At 34.7% G+C, this 15,935-nt stretch carries 17 protein-coding genes and 1 other annotated feature; of the genes, 4 read left to right on the top strand and 13 right to left on the bottom strand.

Features of this window, described 5'->3' with window-relative positions; genetic code table 11:
- Nucleotides 1–89: 89 nt before the first annotated feature.
- A complete protein-coding gene (gene argS, locus HT586_RS02085) occupies nt 90–1,763 on the bottom strand; it encodes an arginine--tRNA ligase (protein WP_203546130.1) in 1,674 nt (557 codons plus the stop codon).
- A gap of 49 nt (nt 1,764–1,812) precedes the next feature.
- Nucleotides 1,813–2,030: a binding site (T-box leader), on the bottom strand.
- A gap of 94 nt (nt 2,031–2,124) precedes the next feature.
- On the opposite strand from argS, the gene HT586_RS02080 reads away from it, so the two are divergent.
- On the top strand, nt 2,125–2,451 hold the full coding sequence (locus HT586_RS02080; protein ID WP_203546129.1) for an SdpI family protein: 327 nt from the start codon (nt 2,125–2,127) through the stop codon (nt 2,449–2,451).
- Nucleotides 2,452–2,454: 3 nt separating this feature from the next.
- On the opposite strand, the gene HT586_RS02075 is transcribed toward HT586_RS02080, so the two are convergent.
- The 8 genes from HT586_RS02075 to HT586_RS02040 all read right to left on the bottom strand — a co-directional run bounded on the left by HT586_RS02075 (nt 2,455) and on the right by HT586_RS02040 (nt 8,835).
- Nucleotides 2,455–3,315 (bottom strand): prephenate dehydrogenase, encoded by an 861-nt coding sequence (locus tag HT586_RS02075; protein WP_203546128.1) that lies wholly within the window; start codon nt 3,313–3,315, stop codon nt 2,455–2,457.
- 94 nt (nt 3,316–3,409) lie between these two features.
- On the bottom strand, nt 3,410–4,441 hold the full coding sequence (locus tag HT586_RS02070; RefSeq protein WP_203546127.1) for a threonine aldolase family protein: 1,032 nt from the start codon (nt 4,439–4,441) through the stop codon (nt 3,410–3,412).
- Between the two features lie 117 nt (nt 4,442–4,558).
- Entirely contained in the window at nt 4,559–5,050 is a 492-nt protein-coding gene (locus tag HT586_RS02065) for a kinase (protein WP_203546126.1), read from the bottom strand.
- An 8-nt stretch (nt 5,051–5,058) separates the two neighbouring features.
- A complete protein-coding gene (locus HT586_RS02060) occupies nt 5,059–5,748 on the bottom strand; it encodes an MOSC domain-containing protein (RefSeq protein ID WP_157742225.1) in 690 nt (229 codons plus the stop codon).
- A gap of 13 nt (nt 5,749–5,761) precedes the next feature.
- On the bottom strand, nt 5,762–6,940 hold the full coding sequence (locus HT586_RS02055; protein ID WP_203546125.1) for a PAS domain-containing protein: 1,179 nt from the start codon (nt 6,938–6,940) through the stop codon (nt 5,762–5,764).
- 89 nt (nt 6,941–7,029) lie between these two features.
- Complete coding sequence (locus tag HT586_RS02050) at nt 7,030–7,578, bottom strand: GNAT family N-acetyltransferase (protein WP_203546124.1); 549 nt, start codon at nt 7,576–7,578, stop codon at nt 7,030–7,032.
- 155 nt (nt 7,579–7,733) lie between these two features.
- Nucleotides 7,734–8,258, bottom strand: a complete 525-nt coding sequence (locus tag HT586_RS02045) for a hypothetical protein (protein WP_203546123.1) — start codon at nt 8,256–8,258, stop codon at nt 7,734–7,736.
- Entirely contained in the window at nt 8,251–8,835 is a 585-nt protein-coding gene (locus HT586_RS02040) for an HD domain-containing protein (protein ID WP_203546122.1), read from the bottom strand. Before HT586_RS02040 ends, HT586_RS02045 begins: the two co-directional genes overlap by 8 nt.
- Before the next feature lie 130 nt (nt 8,836–8,965).
- On the opposite strand from HT586_RS02040, the gene HT586_RS02035 reads away from it, so the two are divergent.
- From HT586_RS02035 to HT586_RS02025, 3 genes are all read left to right on the top strand, one after another.
- Nucleotides 8,966–10,360 (top strand): L-cystine transporter, encoded by a 1,395-nt coding sequence (locus HT586_RS02035; RefSeq protein WP_188018076.1) that lies wholly within the window; start codon nt 8,966–8,968, stop codon nt 10,358–10,360.
- A gap of 162 nt (nt 10,361–10,522) precedes the next feature.
- A complete protein-coding gene (locus tag HT586_RS02030) occupies nt 10,523–10,882 on the top strand; it encodes a DUF3147 family protein (protein WP_133354372.1) in 360 nt (119 codons plus the stop codon).
- Between the two features lie 15 nt (nt 10,883–10,897).
- Entirely contained in the window at nt 10,898–11,296 is a 399-nt protein-coding gene (locus tag HT586_RS02025; RefSeq protein ID WP_096077426.1) for a DUF3147 family protein, read from the top strand.
- A gap of 53 nt (nt 11,297–11,349) precedes the next feature.
- Here the strand turns inward: HT586_RS02025 and isaB are convergent, their stop codons facing one another.
- The 4 genes from isaB to HT586_RS02005 all read right to left on the bottom strand — a co-directional run bounded on the left by isaB (nt 11,350) and on the right by HT586_RS02005 (nt 15,930).
- The gene (isaB, locus tag HT586_RS02020; RefSeq protein ID WP_203546121.1) at nt 11,350–11,997 is read right to left on the bottom strand and encodes an immunodominant staphylococcal antigen IsaB family protein; all 648 of its coding nucleotides are present in this window, start codon (nt 11,995–11,997) and stop codon (nt 11,350–11,352) included.
- 108 nt (nt 11,998–12,105) lie between these two features.
- Nucleotides 12,106–13,110 carry an ABC transporter ATP-binding protein gene (locus HT586_RS02015; protein ID WP_203546120.1) on the bottom strand — a complete coding sequence of 335 codons (1,005 nt, stop codon included), beginning with the start codon at nt 13,108–13,110 and terminating at the stop codon, nt 12,106–12,108.
- A 203-nt stretch (nt 13,111–13,313) separates the two neighbouring features.
- Complete coding sequence (gene copZ, locus HT586_RS02010; protein ID WP_096077429.1) at nt 13,314–13,517, bottom strand: copper chaperone CopZ; 204 nt, start codon at nt 13,515–13,517, stop codon at nt 13,314–13,316.
- Nucleotides 13,518–13,551: 34 nt separating this feature from the next.
- The gene (locus HT586_RS02005) at nt 13,552–15,930 is read right to left on the bottom strand and encodes a heavy metal translocating P-type ATPase (RefSeq protein ID WP_203546119.1); all 2,379 of its coding nucleotides are present in this window, start codon (nt 15,928–15,930) and stop codon (nt 13,552–13,554) included.
- Nucleotides 15,931–15,935 lie beyond the last annotated feature (5 nt).

Genomic DNA, 15,935 nt, shown 5'->3' with positions numbered 1-15,935 from the left:
AATATCCACATTATACTAAATTTCATGATGAAATGTTTGATGAGGATATATCATTTTAGTGAAGTTTCATTCAACGCTATAAATATATATTAAAGCGCTCTCGGCGTTTCAATACCTAGTAAACTTAGTCCTTCTTCTATTACGATAGAGACTGCTAATAATAAACCTACTCTATTTCCCATCATTGCTCTCTCATCTAATATTCTTACATTCGCATAATAACTATTGAAGTGACGTGCAAGCTGCAGTAAATACTTCGCTATCTCTGCAGGAGATTGCTTTACATATGCATTAAAAATTACTTCCTCAAACATCATTAAATCTTTAGCGATATCCCATACCACATCATCTATTTCATTCACTTTAATGTGACTTGTTTCCAATCCACTTTTTCTAATAATGGCATGAATTCTGGCGTTTGTATATTGAAGATATAAACACGTATTGCCTTCAGCTTTTAACATATCTTGTAAATCAAATTCAATATCATTTTGACGATCATATTTCAGGTCATTAAATATTACAGCACCAATACCGATTTGTTCAGCTACTTTATCAATGTCTTCAATCTCATTTGATTTCGCGATTATATTTTGTTTCGCCATATTCACCGCTTCATCCAGCACTTCATCTAAAAAGATAACCTTCCCTTTTCTAGTAGACATCTTTTTGCCATCTTTTAAGATCATACCAAACGATATGTGCTCCATATTTTCCTCCCACGTGTAACCCATCATCTTTAACACTGCTATCAATTGTTTAAAATGAAGTGACTGTTCATTACCTACAAAATAATATGACTCAGAAAAATCATACGTTTCTTTTCTATAGATTGCTGTTGCTAAATCTCTTGTAATATACAAAGTTGAACCATTCGTTTTCTTGATCAGCGCTGGCGGCATATCATCAAGTTTCACTATTTCTGCACCTTGATCTTCAACGAGTAAGTTTAATGCTTCTAACTTTTCTACGACAGCATCCATCTTGTCATTGTAAAATGCTTCTCCATTATACGAATCAAAAGAAACACCAAGACGTGCATATATCTCATTAAACGATTGCAGCGAAACTTCTCTGAACCATGTCCAGAGTTTTACATGCTCAGCTTCACCTTGCTCTAGTTTTAGAAATGCCGTTCTTCCCGCTTCATTTAAAGCTTCGTCATGTTCTGCTTCATCATGAAATTTAACATATAGCTTGAATAATTCAGGTATTGGGTTTGCTTTAACGTCAGCTTCATTCCCCCACTTTTTATAAGCTACAATCAATTTACCAAACTGCGTTCCCCAGTCTCCAAGGTGATTTATTCTTACTGGTTTAAAACCTAATTTCTCTGTAATATTGGCTACTGCATTACCGATAACAGTTGATCTTAAATGCCCCATCGAGAAAGGTTTGGCGATATTCGGCGAAGAAATATCCATCGTTATCACTTTACCTTGACCAATATTTTGAGCACCAAAGTTTTCTTTATCGCGCAATACTTCCTGAATAACATTTGTTCCTAGTGTTTGTTTATTAAAATATACATTTAAATAGCCATTCACAACTTCAACTTTATCAATTTGTTCATCATTCAAACGCTCGCTTATTTCCTGTGCAATAATCATTGGACTCTTCTTCAGATGCTTACTTAACGTAAAACATGGGAATGATAAATCTCCTTGATGCTCATGCTTCGGATATTCAATCAACTTTAATATTTCAGTTTCACTCAATACTTCAATTTCTTTTCTTAAAATATCAGCTAATAAATGTTTCATCTGTTCTCCTCCTAAAAATTTATAAAATAAAAAGCATCCACCTCTAAAAAAAAGAGGCGAATGCTAGATTCACGGTACCACTCTTGTTCATGTCATTAGACACACTCAATGATTGTTAACGATGTTTCCACCGGATATCCCTACTATAAGTTCAACATATCATTCACGAAGTGCGCTTCATATCAATTATCATGCTATACTTCCACCCACTATAGCTCGCTACTTATGAACAAATCAATATTACTCTCTTCGTGTAAACAAATTGTTATTAAATTATTTAATATAATAGCATGATTGTAACAAAAAGAAAATAGAAATAAATTTTATAAACTGTTATTATCAAGAAAATGGAGGTGCTAATATGATTACAATTATTATGGCTATCGCATTATATATTATTGTCACTTTGCTCTATAAAACAATTCTTACTGAAAAACCAAATTACTTTGCCGGATACCGTACACCAAAATCCTTGCAAAGTGAAAGGCATTGGCAATTGGCGCAGGCATACGCTACGAACCTTATCCAAAAACTATGCCCAATCTTACTCATCATTGGAATAATTCAACTCGTGATTGAAATAGCTCTAGGCTATGAAGAGCAAAGTTCAATTGTATCTATTATTTTATTACTGATTACAGTTATTATCGTTTACCTCAAAACTGAAAATAGACTAAAAAAGTTATGATATTCACTTCTTCATATCACTTTGTTCCAAGCGAATTCTGCGATGACTTGATGCTTTGAAAATGCTCTCCATCACCTTCAAGTCATCATTTTTAATCGCTTCTTTCAAAGTAGTAAATGCATCTTCAAAACGCTCCATATTATCTAATAAAGCTTCTTTATTATGGCTAAATAATTCCGGCCAGAGGGATTCATTCATATTAGCAATTCGCGTTAAATCACGATAACTATCACCGATATATTTAATCGTTTCATCCAATCTATCATCACTGTTGATTAACGACACGGCAATTGCATGCGTTAACTGACTCGTATGTGCAATCATCTCATCATGCATTACAGCATTTGTAACTGTGATACGCTTAAAACCGAGCGGATATAAAAATGCTTTAAAATCTTCTATCTCCTGATTTGAATTCAAATCTGACTTCGTGATGACATAATTTGCGCCTTGAAATACACTAGCATCTGCGTAAGCATAACCTTTCTTTTCTCGGCCCGCCATTGGATGACCGAAAATAAAAGAAAGATTATGAGGTAGTATTTCTTCCACATCTTTCATTACCACAGACTTTACGCCAGCAGTATCTGTTAACGTTGCGCCATCTTTGAAATTATCTCGATGATAAAGAATAAAATCCTTTATCATACTAGGGTATATCGCAAAAACAACCAGATCTGCTTCACTCAGGATAGATTGATTACTCGTTTCACCAACATCTATGACCCCATCAGCAATCGCCATATTTAACGTTTCCTGATTCACATCGATTGCCATTATACGATGCTTTTGTCCATAGCTTGCACGAATGGCTTTAGCGAAAGTCCCACCGATTACACCTAAACCAATAATTGCAATGTTCATAAATACACCCCGATTGTTTTAATGATTAAAATCGTAAATGAGCAAAGATTATTACAGCATTGTCAAATTGCCCTTTATCTATAGTTGTTCCTGTTTATAGTGCTTTAATTTCTTGAATTAATGTATCAACATCTTCACGCTTTGTTGACCAGCTCGTACAGAAACGAACTGCAAACAAATTGTCATCAATCTTCTCCCAATCAGCAAATGTATATTTCTCACGAAGTGTTTCAACCTGCGCTTTCGTTAATATCGGAAATCGTTGATTAGTTGGTGATGGATATTTCATTTGTATACCCTTTTCTTCAAATGCCTTCGTCAATTTATCGGCAAGTTCAACGGCATGCTTTGAAATTGCTTCATACAAGTCGTCTTCAAAAAGTACCTCATATTGAATACCGAGTAATCTACCTTTTGCAAGCATACCACCGTTTTGTTTAATGAAATATCTAAAATCGGGTTTTAATGCATCATTTGTAAATACTACCGCTTCTCCAAATAGTGCTCCTACTTTAGTGCCACCGATATAGAATACATCACTGAGTTCAGAAATATCTTTAATCGTTACATCATTTTCTTTGGCCGCTAATGCATAACCTAAACGTGCCCCATCAACCATTAAGTACATATTTTTTTGTTTACAGAAAGCATATAAATCCAATAACTCCTGCTTAGAATATAATGTCCCAAATTCCGTCGGTTGCGAGATATAAACCATCTTCGGTTGCGGAATATGTTCGAATGTCACATCATTCCAATAATCTTCAACATAATTTTCTACATCTTCCAATCGTAATTTCCCATCGATACCTGGAATTGTAATCACTTTATGACCCGTTGCTTCGATTGCACCTGTTTCGTGAACGGCAATATGCCCAGAATCAGCTGCAATGACTGCCTGATGAGGACGTAGCATTGATGCAATCACTGTTTTGTTTGTTTGCGTACCACCCACTAAGAAGTGAACATCAACTTCTCCACTACATTGTTCTTTTATTAATTCTGCTGCGCGCGTGCAGTGATCATCAACGCCATATCCCGGATGCTGCTCATCATTTGTTTCGACTAAACGTTCCAGGATTAGCGGATGCCCACCAGTTGAATAATCATTATCAAATCGAATCATGTAATCCCTCCTTAGTTTTAGCGGAATCTTAATTTTTTATAGAGCGATACCGCTATTACTCACACGTTTTAGCGGTATCTTTAATTGTTGTCTTCAAATACCGCTATAACCCGCTTCTTACATCATTTGCCCTTTTATCATTTCAATTATTTCTTTTTGAGACAATTCTTCCGTAATAATAAATTCTCCTTCAACTCCTAAATAATCCTTATCCAGGAACCATCTTCTCATTTCATCTTCACCAAAATCAACATTTTGTTTATATTGATGACGACGCAAAGTCTCTTCAAACGGAATATCAAAGTAATAAACGTAAGATGTATCATTATATTTATTAACCATTTCTATCAACATATCTCCATGTTTACGACGTGTTAATATCCCTTCCACCACAACATATTTACAGTGTTCCATACCAAATTCAATCATTGTTCTCAACAATTCAGTCGAAATATTACCAACCTTACCTTTAACACGTAACATTTCTCTTCTCAATAAATCTTGAGAAATAAGAATCGTTCCTTCACCCAGAGCTTCTTGCAGTAATTTAGCAGTTGAAGTTTTACCGCTTCCTGAATTACCTCTAAGAATCATTAATTTTGAAATCATATCACCCACTAAATATTCGGTCCATATAATCTATGTGTCTTGTCTTCAATTTCTCCTGATAGTTTTTTCTTTAAACTGACTTTCCATGAGTCAGCCAAAACTTCAACTTCAGATAATTCCTTCACTAGACTTAAATCAGCAGAAAAATGCATCACTTCGTTACACTTTGCAATGGTCCACTCTGGATTTGATCTTTCCAGTAACTCTATTTTATCATTTACACTCACTACTCCAGGACGAAGCACTTTTAAGTACCAACCAGTTCTACCATTTTCTTCAGTGATCTTAGATAGTTCTATTTCTCGATATTTTCTTGCCGGCTTCCAGCATGGTTTACGTGGTTGCGTAACTTGAACAAGTGTATTGCCAATTTGATAAATATCACCTAGACATACTGTTTGTTCATTCATATCGACGACACTTAGATTTTCACCAAAACCTCCTGGTTGCATATCTTTATTCAATTCATTTCGCAATAATGGATAATGTTCGCTTGTATAGCAAAATACAGCTTTGTCTACACCACCATGATGCACTTTATCAGCAACTTCGTCATCTTCAAAGCCAAATTCAGTTAAGTTTCCACGTGAAACGGCATCTCGATTGATAGCTGAAATCCATGACTGATTTAATTTATCTGAAGCTTCTTCACTACCTAGTTGTTTTGGTTTTCCGATAAACATCATTTCAACAAGCATACTAACACCCCTTTTAAATATCACGTTTAACGACACTAGGCAAATCCAGGAACGGCTGAATATCCTGAACGTATTCAAGAATTCCTTGATACTCACCTTTTTCATCAAAGACGCCTTTGTATGTTACATAAATATATTCTTCACCTTTCTTAAACCACATTGTCACAGTTTCCTGCTCTCTATTTTTAAGTTTACGCATAACTTGCATCATCTTCTTCAAACTCTTCGGTGGATGACAATTCGCTACACTTCTACCAATAGAAATTGGTGTGCGAATAAACATCATATCCGCAGATTCAGTAATTTCATTAAAGTATTTAAATAATCCGTTCTTATCAACAAATGTCAGTTCTAGCGGAATATTATTAAGTATTAATTCCGCTTCTTTCAAGGATAAATAACCGCCACCTATTTTAATGTTTTGATTTTTATCTTCACTTTCCGTTTCTTTTGTTTGATATACTTTTTCTTTATCAGACCATACTGATTTAACATCTACTGCATAACCAAATGCTTTACTTTCATTGGCGATAGCTTCATATTCCTGTGCTGTAAATAATTCCTGAATTAAAGGAATAAGAATGTCTTCCTCATGCAATATCATTTGCTTCATACCTTTATTTAACGTATCGAACGATTTTCTAATATGCTTAAATTCAATTTCATCCATTCGTTTTAGACGGTTTTTGAATTGATGATAAGTAGCGCGATTATCATCATCAAGTGCCCAAATCTTTCTTGGTAATGTATAAACTTGTTTTCGTTCTAATATCGGAAATATCAATTTTTCTTTACGGTTATAATGTGCATATAATGCACCTATTATTTTTAAATCTTCTTCAAGCATTGAACTGTCTTTTTTAGATGCTACAATCGTCAATTTCTCTTCCATACGTTCTAAAGCAGTAATGAATGTTTCATTTTCTCTTTTCATAATATTTAACGGATGATCATCGTCAAGTGAAATATATACTTCCTGTATCATTTCGTTCATATGACAATTATACATATCAATCAATTTATGAATTTCTTCTATTGAAGAAATACCTTCCGTGTAGTGTATTTTTATAATAGCGATTAAGAAATCCACCAGCGAATAATTTTCTAAGATAGCAACTGAATGATCTTCCTTATTGCTTTGAATATTTGTCAGTATTGATTTTATTTCATTTGTAAGCTCGAAATTTATCATAGTACACCTCACTATATAAGATACATTTAATATACACCTTACAAAGTAATGCTGGGACCTTTCTCACAAACATTCACAAAATCGTCAGTCTATCGCTTATAATCTCCCTTCAATAAAGCATAACGATTCATGTCTCTAAATTCACCGTATAATAAAACATCCTGTTTATCCATACCAACAAACTCAAATCCAGCTTTCTCGGCAACTTTATTACTACCTATATTGTCAACATCAGCACTGATCGATAGTTTGTTCAAACCCATTTGATTGAAAGCAAAATCACATAAAGCAATTACTGATTTCGTCATAATCCCTTGACCATTTATATCTTTTTTCAACCAGTAACCGATTTCCGCCTTCTTAAAACCTTGATTAATCGCATGTAAATCTAATGTTCCGGATAATTCTCCATCAACAAATATCAAAAATAAGCGCCCTGTTCCTTGCGCAAACTCATTCATCATCTTTTTAATAAATGCAGTTTCATGTGCAGGTTCAGTGATTATATCTATAAAAGTCAAAAACGCTCTTAAGTGCTCTCTATTTTGATCAATCACATTATACAAATCTTTCCCATGAAAAATTTCTGCTTGTACCAGTTCAATACGCTCATCAACTTTAATAGATAGTCTGTTCATGTTCGTCCTCTTTTCTTATTATCTAAATTTTTTGATTTTTATTAGCGTATGGGAAATCTATAAAAACGTCAACAAAAAGCCATCCCTTATGGAATGACTTAAATTTGGTTATAAATGTTTATAAACGCGATTTATATGTGTTCATTGCCAGTATTTTATTCGACGTAAGGTCTACCTACCCAATACGTGTCATAAATACCTTCATATTTTGATTTAAAATCCTCAATAAACTTCGTATCATGACTGACAATATCGATTACATCATTACATATATAAATTATTTTATCCGATGAATAAAATATTATAAATGACTCTCTTTCATTTCCACAAACAACATTCGTAATATATTTAATTAACGGTTTAAGATCGATATTTTTTACGATTACATTGATGTAGTCAACATCTTCTTCACCTTTATGAAATACTTCTTTCCAGTTCGTAATCTTAAAATAACGTCCTAAATTCGTTTTTTCAGTTTGAATATAATGACCTTCAATGACACTCAATAAAAACTCCATATTAAAACTGTCATTAGCATAAGTTTCCGTAATAATTTGTTTAATTAAACTACCTTTCATCCTTTCATAACCAAATCTAATTCTGTGTTCATCACTGACTTGAAAATAAGGAATTGGTTTGTCTATACCGAATTGTATAGAGCCTTTCAGTATTTCACTCATCCCTCAACAATCCTTTCCGAACACAGTTCTCAATAATTTCTTCAGCGAGTTCCCACATTGCTGGCGCATCATCTTTAATAAATATCTTTTTACTTGTCACTTGTGATTTAGTCAGGTTATATGGATTGTAATCCTCTTCACTTACTTCATATAGATTAATCAAAGCGATTAATGCATCAATAACTCGCGCATACTTTGCTTCATGATTATCACCACGTTCAAAGTTAGTCCATAGATCTATTATGCCCTTCTGATTATCTTCATCCAACATTGAAACTACTTTCTTCAGAGATTCAAGTTCTCGATCAAACGAATCACTTTTCGCCTGATCATCAAATACCCATGTATCTCCTGCATAGATTTCACCTAAATCGTGAACCAATAACATCTTGATCACCTGATTGATATCTACTTGTTCAGGGTAGAACTGTTCAAACTGCATCGCAACAAGTGCTGCCTGCCATGAATGTTCAGCACTATTTTCATATCTTCCATCTAACGTATCACTTTTTCGTTGAATCGTTTTTAGTTGTTCAATCTCACTTGCAAATGCATATACTTTATGGATATCATTCATATCTTTACACCTATTTTCTAAAATTTTATTCTATCTATTTATGGAAATTCCGCAAATACTATTGTTTATCATTAATTTCAATGTTATCCTAAAGTTCAATTAAATTCACTATTTATGGAGGTATAAACCAATGGATAACGGGTTTATTTTTTTAAATGTCTTAATTCTTAGTATTCTCATAGGAATACTTTTATTCATGAACAAGAAACATGTTTCTTTCTCTAAACGTGTCTTCACAGGTATGATTTTAGGGATTTTATTAGGCGTCGGACTTCAATTCGCTTACGGCACTGATTCTAAAGTAACTTTAGGTACGCTAGACTGGTATAGTATTGTCGGTAGTGGTTACGTTCAACTTTTAATGTTAATTGTTGTGCCACTTGTAATGGTATCTATCATCCGTTCTATTATTAATTTAAATACTACGGATCAAGTTGGTAAGATGGCCAGTTGGGTAATCGGTATATTGATTACTACTACTTTAATTGCAGCAACTATCGGTATTGCTTCCGCATTATTGTTTGATTTAAGTGCTGAAGAGATAAGTATTGGCCAGGACGAAAAAACACGTGGTACTGAAATTCAAGAGAAATTCGATATGATGGAACAAAAGACAATGCCACAACGTATCGTCAATTTTATTCCAAGCAATATATTTATGGACATGACAGGCGCAAGGCCTACTTCAACAATCGCTGTCGTTATCTTCTCATTCTTAGTTGGCATTGCAGTACTTGGGGTTCGAAGAAAGCAGCCTGAACAAGCTGCAATGTTTACAAGCATGGTTGATGCTGTATTTGCTGTTGTAATGCGACTTGTAACAATCATCTTACGCTTAACACCTTACGGGGTACTTGCATTAATGGCAAATATGATTGCAAGTACAAACTTCGCGGGTATAGTCGAACTTGGTAAATTCGTATTAGCATCTTATGTTGCTTTAGGAACAATGTTCATCATTCATTTACTTATCATTACATTAACAGGATTAAATCCAATTCAATATTTAAAAAAGGTTTTCCCAACATTAGCATTTGCTTTCACATCTCGTTCTAGTGCTGGAACAATTCCTTTAAATATCGCTGCACAAAAAAATGCTTTAGGTGTTGATGATGCAACAGCAAATATGTCAGCATCATTTGGTGCGACGATGGGTCAAAACGGTTGTGCCGGTATCTATCCTGCAATGCTTGCAGTGATGATTGCACCAACTGCAGGTATTAATCCACTTTCACCTGAATTTATCGTACAATTAGCGATTATCACAGCGATCAGTTCATTCGGTGTAGCCGGTGTTGGTGGTGGTGCAACATTTGCTGCTATCATCGTTCTATCATCGATGGGATTACCAATTGCACTTGCAGGTGTATTAATCACAGTTGAACCATTAATTGATATGGGACGTACTGCGCTTAATGTAAATGGTAGTATGCTTTCAGGAACATTAACTTCTAAATTCTTAGGTAATTTCAATAAAGATATTTTTAATGATAAACACGCTGTAGTTGAGAATACAGAAGTTTAAACAGACAGCCCTCACCTATCCATAGGTGAGGGCTGTTCATATTTTATTCAATTGTGACAATCCTATGATATATAAATGCTATCTATTTACAACACCACAGAATGGGCGTATCTTAATATGTGAAAGAAATCACGTTAAAATTCAGAAAAGAAGATGATCTATATGTTCGGTATTTCATTTACCGGTTTGTTGTTGCGCTTTATCATTGGTGGTATTGCAGTAACTGCCGCTTCCATCATCGCTGGTAAAGTCGGTGGAAAGCTTGGTGGTATTATCGCTACAATGCCCGCTGTATTCCTGGCAGCAATCCTTTCTTTATCAGTTGACCATAGCGGCGATGAATTAGTTAATGCTTCAATGAACTTAAGTAGCGGTGCGATCATGGGTATTACAAGTTGTATCTTTACTGTCGCACTCACTTCACTCTATGTAACAAAACATGGATTTAAAAAAGGTGCTGCATTCTCTATCGGGTGTTGGTTCGTTATTTCATGCGCATTATTTGTATTAAAAAACATTTAAAAGGAAGTCCTCTTTATGAAACCAAAAGTATTAATGCTTAAATTCTTAATCGGTGGTTCTACAGTAGCATTCAGTTATTTCGTGTCGTGTATTATACCATGGAAAGACTTTGGGGGTATATTCGCTACTTTCCCTGCTGTCTTCTTATTATCAATGGTCATTGCAGGTTTTGAATTTGGTGATGAACTTGCTAGTCACGTTTGTCGTGGTGCAATATTTGGTATGAGCGGTTGTCTTTGTTCAATTCTTGTTACGTGGGGAATGTTAAGTACAACTGCTAACTGGCCACTTAGTATTATCGTTGGTTTTGCGACATGGTTCATTAGTGCTGTGATAATTTCAACGATTGTCGCTAAAGTTGCTGTTCTCGTAACGCACAAATCTACTGCAAAGCATATTGCAGCACATAAATAAAAATATAAAGAACTAGGGAGACGAATAATCGTCTCCCTAGTTCTTTATTATTATTATTTTGTATAAGTTACTACTGATGGATTAATTTTAACTGAAGTTAAGTATCCAGCTTTATCAAAGTTTGCTGAGTAAGATCCAACTTTTGTTTTGAAAGTTGCTACTGAATTCTTGCTTTTTGAAGTTTTATCACTAATTAAAGTATTTGCAGCATGTGCTTTTAAGAAATCAGTTTTTTTAATAACTCCTTTTTTAACTGGGAAACTCATAGACGTAATTGCACCTTTAGTTTTGTAAACTACAGTATCATTTACCATAGATTTAACAGGTTTAGATTGAATAGTCGGTGTTTTAGTAACTGATAAATTATTCAGTTTAAAGTTACCGTAGTTTAATGCTTGTACGAAGTATTTATCTAATTCGAAATCAGCGTTACGAGAAGTATAACCATTATAGTTATAATAAGGTTCTATTACTTTCGTAGCACGCTCCGTTGGTGTCGCTTTAGTTGTAGTCGTTGTTGTACCTGCTTTGATTTCTCCGCTTTTTACTTCATCAGCTTTTGTAACAGTTGTTACTACAGTTGTAGTAGTCGTAGTTTTAGTTGTCGTCACTGTATCTGCTTTAGCAACGTTTACCCCTGTTAATAATACTGTAGAAACAGCTGCAGTTGCGATTAATTTATTGATCATTTTTGTTGTCATCGTAATCTCTCCTATTTAGATAAATTCAATACTCATTAATACTACTTCCACAACCTCTATTTGTCAATTCATTCCAATCAATATAGGTCTAAAGTATGAGAGGCGTTATTAGCGATTGCCATATGAATCAAATATATGAATGTTTTCTAAAGCAGCTGTTAAATATACTTTTTTTCCTATTAATGGATTAGTATTTGCATAATATTTTATCTGCCTGTCTTGTGCATCCTCGGCAGTAACAACGATATCTTTCCCCAATAGTTCAATACGTTTAATAATCACTGAGTAACCTTGTTCTGAGATGATAATGTGTTCCGGGCGAATACCGATCATTGTATCAGTATCGATATTTAGATCTGGATTTAACTGCTTTGATTGCTGCTCATCTAATTTCAATATATTCATAGGTGGGCGTCCGATAAAAGTGGCAACAAACACATGCTTTGGATGATGATACATGTCATATGGTGTATCGTATTGCATCATTTTTCCTTCGTTCAGCATGACAATCTTATCACTTATACTCAAGGCTTCCTCCTGATCATGCGTAACAAATAACGTCGTAATATTTAAACGCTGTTGTATCGCTCTGATTTCCTCACGCATCGATACTCTTAATCTTGCATCTAAATTTGATAAAGGTTCATCTAATAATAATATTTCTGGTTCTCTGACAATAGCTCGTGCTATTGCAACACGTTGTTGTTGTCCACCAGATAGTTCTTTTGGTAAACGGTTTAAATATGTATCAATTTCTACTAGCTTTGCAGCATATTCTACTTTTTCTTTTATCACACGTTTCGATAATCGTTTCATCTTCAGTGGAAAGGCAATATTATTGAAGACAGTCATATGTGGATAAAGTGCATAATCCTGAAATACCATACCAATATTGCGTGCATCAACCTTTAAATGCGTTACATCTTTACCGTCTATGATAATCTCTCCTGCTGTAGGTTGTAGTAATCCTGCAAGCATAAATAAGGTAGTACTCTTGCCACATCCTGACGGCCCAAGTATACTAACAAACTCCCCTGAGCTAATGGTAAGATTTAAATTATTGACAGCTATCGTATCTTTATATTGCATTGATATATTTTTAAATTCAATCATAGTAGATATCCTCATTCTTTATACTTACATTTAGCATATCAAATTTTGATGAAAGATTGATAAAAGATATGTATAAAAATGATATTAAATAAAGTATATACGGTAAAAATACTTAAAAATAAAATACGAAAAAAATAAAATATTATTCTTCTAAACAAAAAAAGTATCATATTCCATAACGGAACATGATACTTATAAATATATTATTTAACTACATCATATCCTTGATCTTCGATGGCTTCTTTCATTGCATCAACAGTTACTGATTCTTCGTGATCAACTGTTACATTTGCTGCTTCTAAATCAACTGCAGCTGATTTAACACCATCTAATTTATTTACTGCACCTTCTACCGCTTCTTTACAATGTAAACATGTCATACCTTCTACTTTAAGAATTGTTTCCATAATAATTCCCTCACTTTTTAGTATTTTATATGTTCTATTTTATTTTAACAGTTTTTAGTCTTAAGGCGTTACTCACAACACTTACTGATGATAAAGCCATAGCAGCGCCTGCAATCCATGGTGCAAGCAATCCTAAGGCTGCAACTGGTATGCCAAGAATGTTATAACCAAATGCAAATCCTAAATTTTGTTTTATATTTCTAATCGTTGCGTGACTAATTTTAATCGCTTCAGGTATTAGTGTAAGCTCTCCGCCTAGAATCGTAACATCAGCTGCTTCAATCGCTACTTCTGTTCCTGTTCCAATTGCGATACCGATATCAGCTAATGCTAGTGCTGGCGCATCATTCACACCATCTCCTACCATAGCAACTTTTCTTCCTTCATCCTGCAGCGCTTTAATCTTATTAGACTTTTGTTCTGGCAGCACTTCAGCAATGACTTCTGTAATACCGACAGATTTCGCGATGGCGTTAGCTGTAATCGCATTATCTCCAGTCAGCATCACAACTTGTAAGCCCATTGCTTTCATTTCTTCAATAGCTTGTTTTGCAGTATCTTTCACTGTATCTAATACTGCTACAATACCACGTAACTCATTATCGATAGCAATTAGCATGGCTGTTTTACCCTCTGCTTCAAATTGCTCCATTCGATTGATACTTGAATCAATATCAATGTGATGATCTGTCATTAGCTTTCTGTTACCGATGAGTATGGTATGGTTATCGATAACTGTTTCAATACCATGGCCAGGTATTGCATTAAATTGACTAGTTTCTAATAATTCTATTTTTTTTTCTTTTGCATATTTTACGATGGCGGTTGCTAATGGATGTTCAGAAGCTTGTTCACTACTTGCAAGATATTGTAGTGTTAATTCATCGCCTGTAAAATCAGTTACTTCAGGCTCACCTTTTGTAATCGTACCTGTTTTATCCAATACAATCGTATCAATTTCATGTGTTCTTTCTAAGTGTTCTCCGCCTTTAAAGAGAATTCCTGCTTCAGCTGCACGTCCGGTACCAACCATAATAGATGTTGGTGTAGCTAGTCCTAAAGCACAAGGACAAGCAATAACCAGTACTGCAATGGCAGCCACTAATGCTGGTTCAAACTGACCAGGCGTCACAAATATCATCCAGATAATAAATGTTATAATCGCAATCCCTATCACTACTGGTACAAAGTATCCTGCAATGATATCAGCAAGACGCTGGATAGGCGCTTTTGAACCTTGCGCCTGCTCAACGATCTTCACGATAGATTGCAATGCGGTATCACGACCTACTTTCGTTGCACATATCGTAATACTACCGTTATTATTCATCGTTGCTCCAAAGACGTTTGCTCCGATAGTTTTCTCAACAGGAATCGATTCGCCTGTAAGCATCGATTCATCTATAGATGTATGACCTTTAATAATTTCTCCATCAACCGGTACTTTCTCACCCGGCTTGATGATCAATGTATCTCCAACGATAACGTCTTCAACCGGTATCATTATTTCTTTATTGTCTCTTATCACTCTTGCTTCTTTTGCCTGTAAATTAAGTAATGAAGATAGTGCATGCGTTGTCTGTGACTTCGCTCTTGCTTCAAGATATTTACCGAACAATATCAATGTAATTAACACCGCACTCGTTTCAAAATAAAGATGTGGCATGTAATCGGGATTATTAATTGTCTTCAACCCTTCATAAACACTATAGAAAAATGCAGCACTTGTACCTAATGCAACAAGCACATCCATATTCGCTCCGCCACTACGCAAATTTTTATAGGCTCCATCATAGAACTGCCAGCCAATAATGAATTGTACCGGGAAAGCAAACGCTAACTGGAACCACGGGTTCATAAATATATGCGGCAAATGGATACCAAACAGATGCGTTAACATTGTTAGTAATAACGGTAATGATAATAAAGCTGAAATAATGAGTTTAATCTTTTTCTTCCTCAATTCATCCGCTTTCGCTGAAGCCTTATTTTCATCCGAACTTTTAAGTTTTGCATCGTAACCTAGTTTACGAATACGTTCGATAATCATTTGTGCATCCATATTTCCTGGATAATAATCAATCGTTGCTTCTTCTGTCGTAAGATTAACAGTAGCATTCTTAATTTCCGGCTGTTTATTCAGTACCTTTTCAATTCTTGATGAACACGCTGCACAAGTCATGCCCATAACATCCAGTTCAATATGTTCAGGCTTAACTTTATAGCCTAACTTATCAATTCTTTCTGAGATATCTTCTACACTCACTTTATTTGAATCATATTGAACGCTTGCTTTTTCAGTCGTTAAATTAACTTTTGCATCTACACCGTCCATTTTATTGAGTACTTTCTCTATTCTAGTAGAACACGCTGCACAAGTCATACCCTCTATGGGTAATGTAACGTCTTTCATATTGC

Source organism: Macrococcoides bohemicum, assembly GCF_016865215.1.
GTDB classification, from domain to species: Bacteria; Bacillota; Bacilli; order Staphylococcales; family Staphylococcaceae; genus Macrococcoides; species Macrococcoides bohemicum.
Note: the sequence above shows the minus strand (reverse complement) of the source record. Positions and strands in the feature narration are given on the sequence as shown.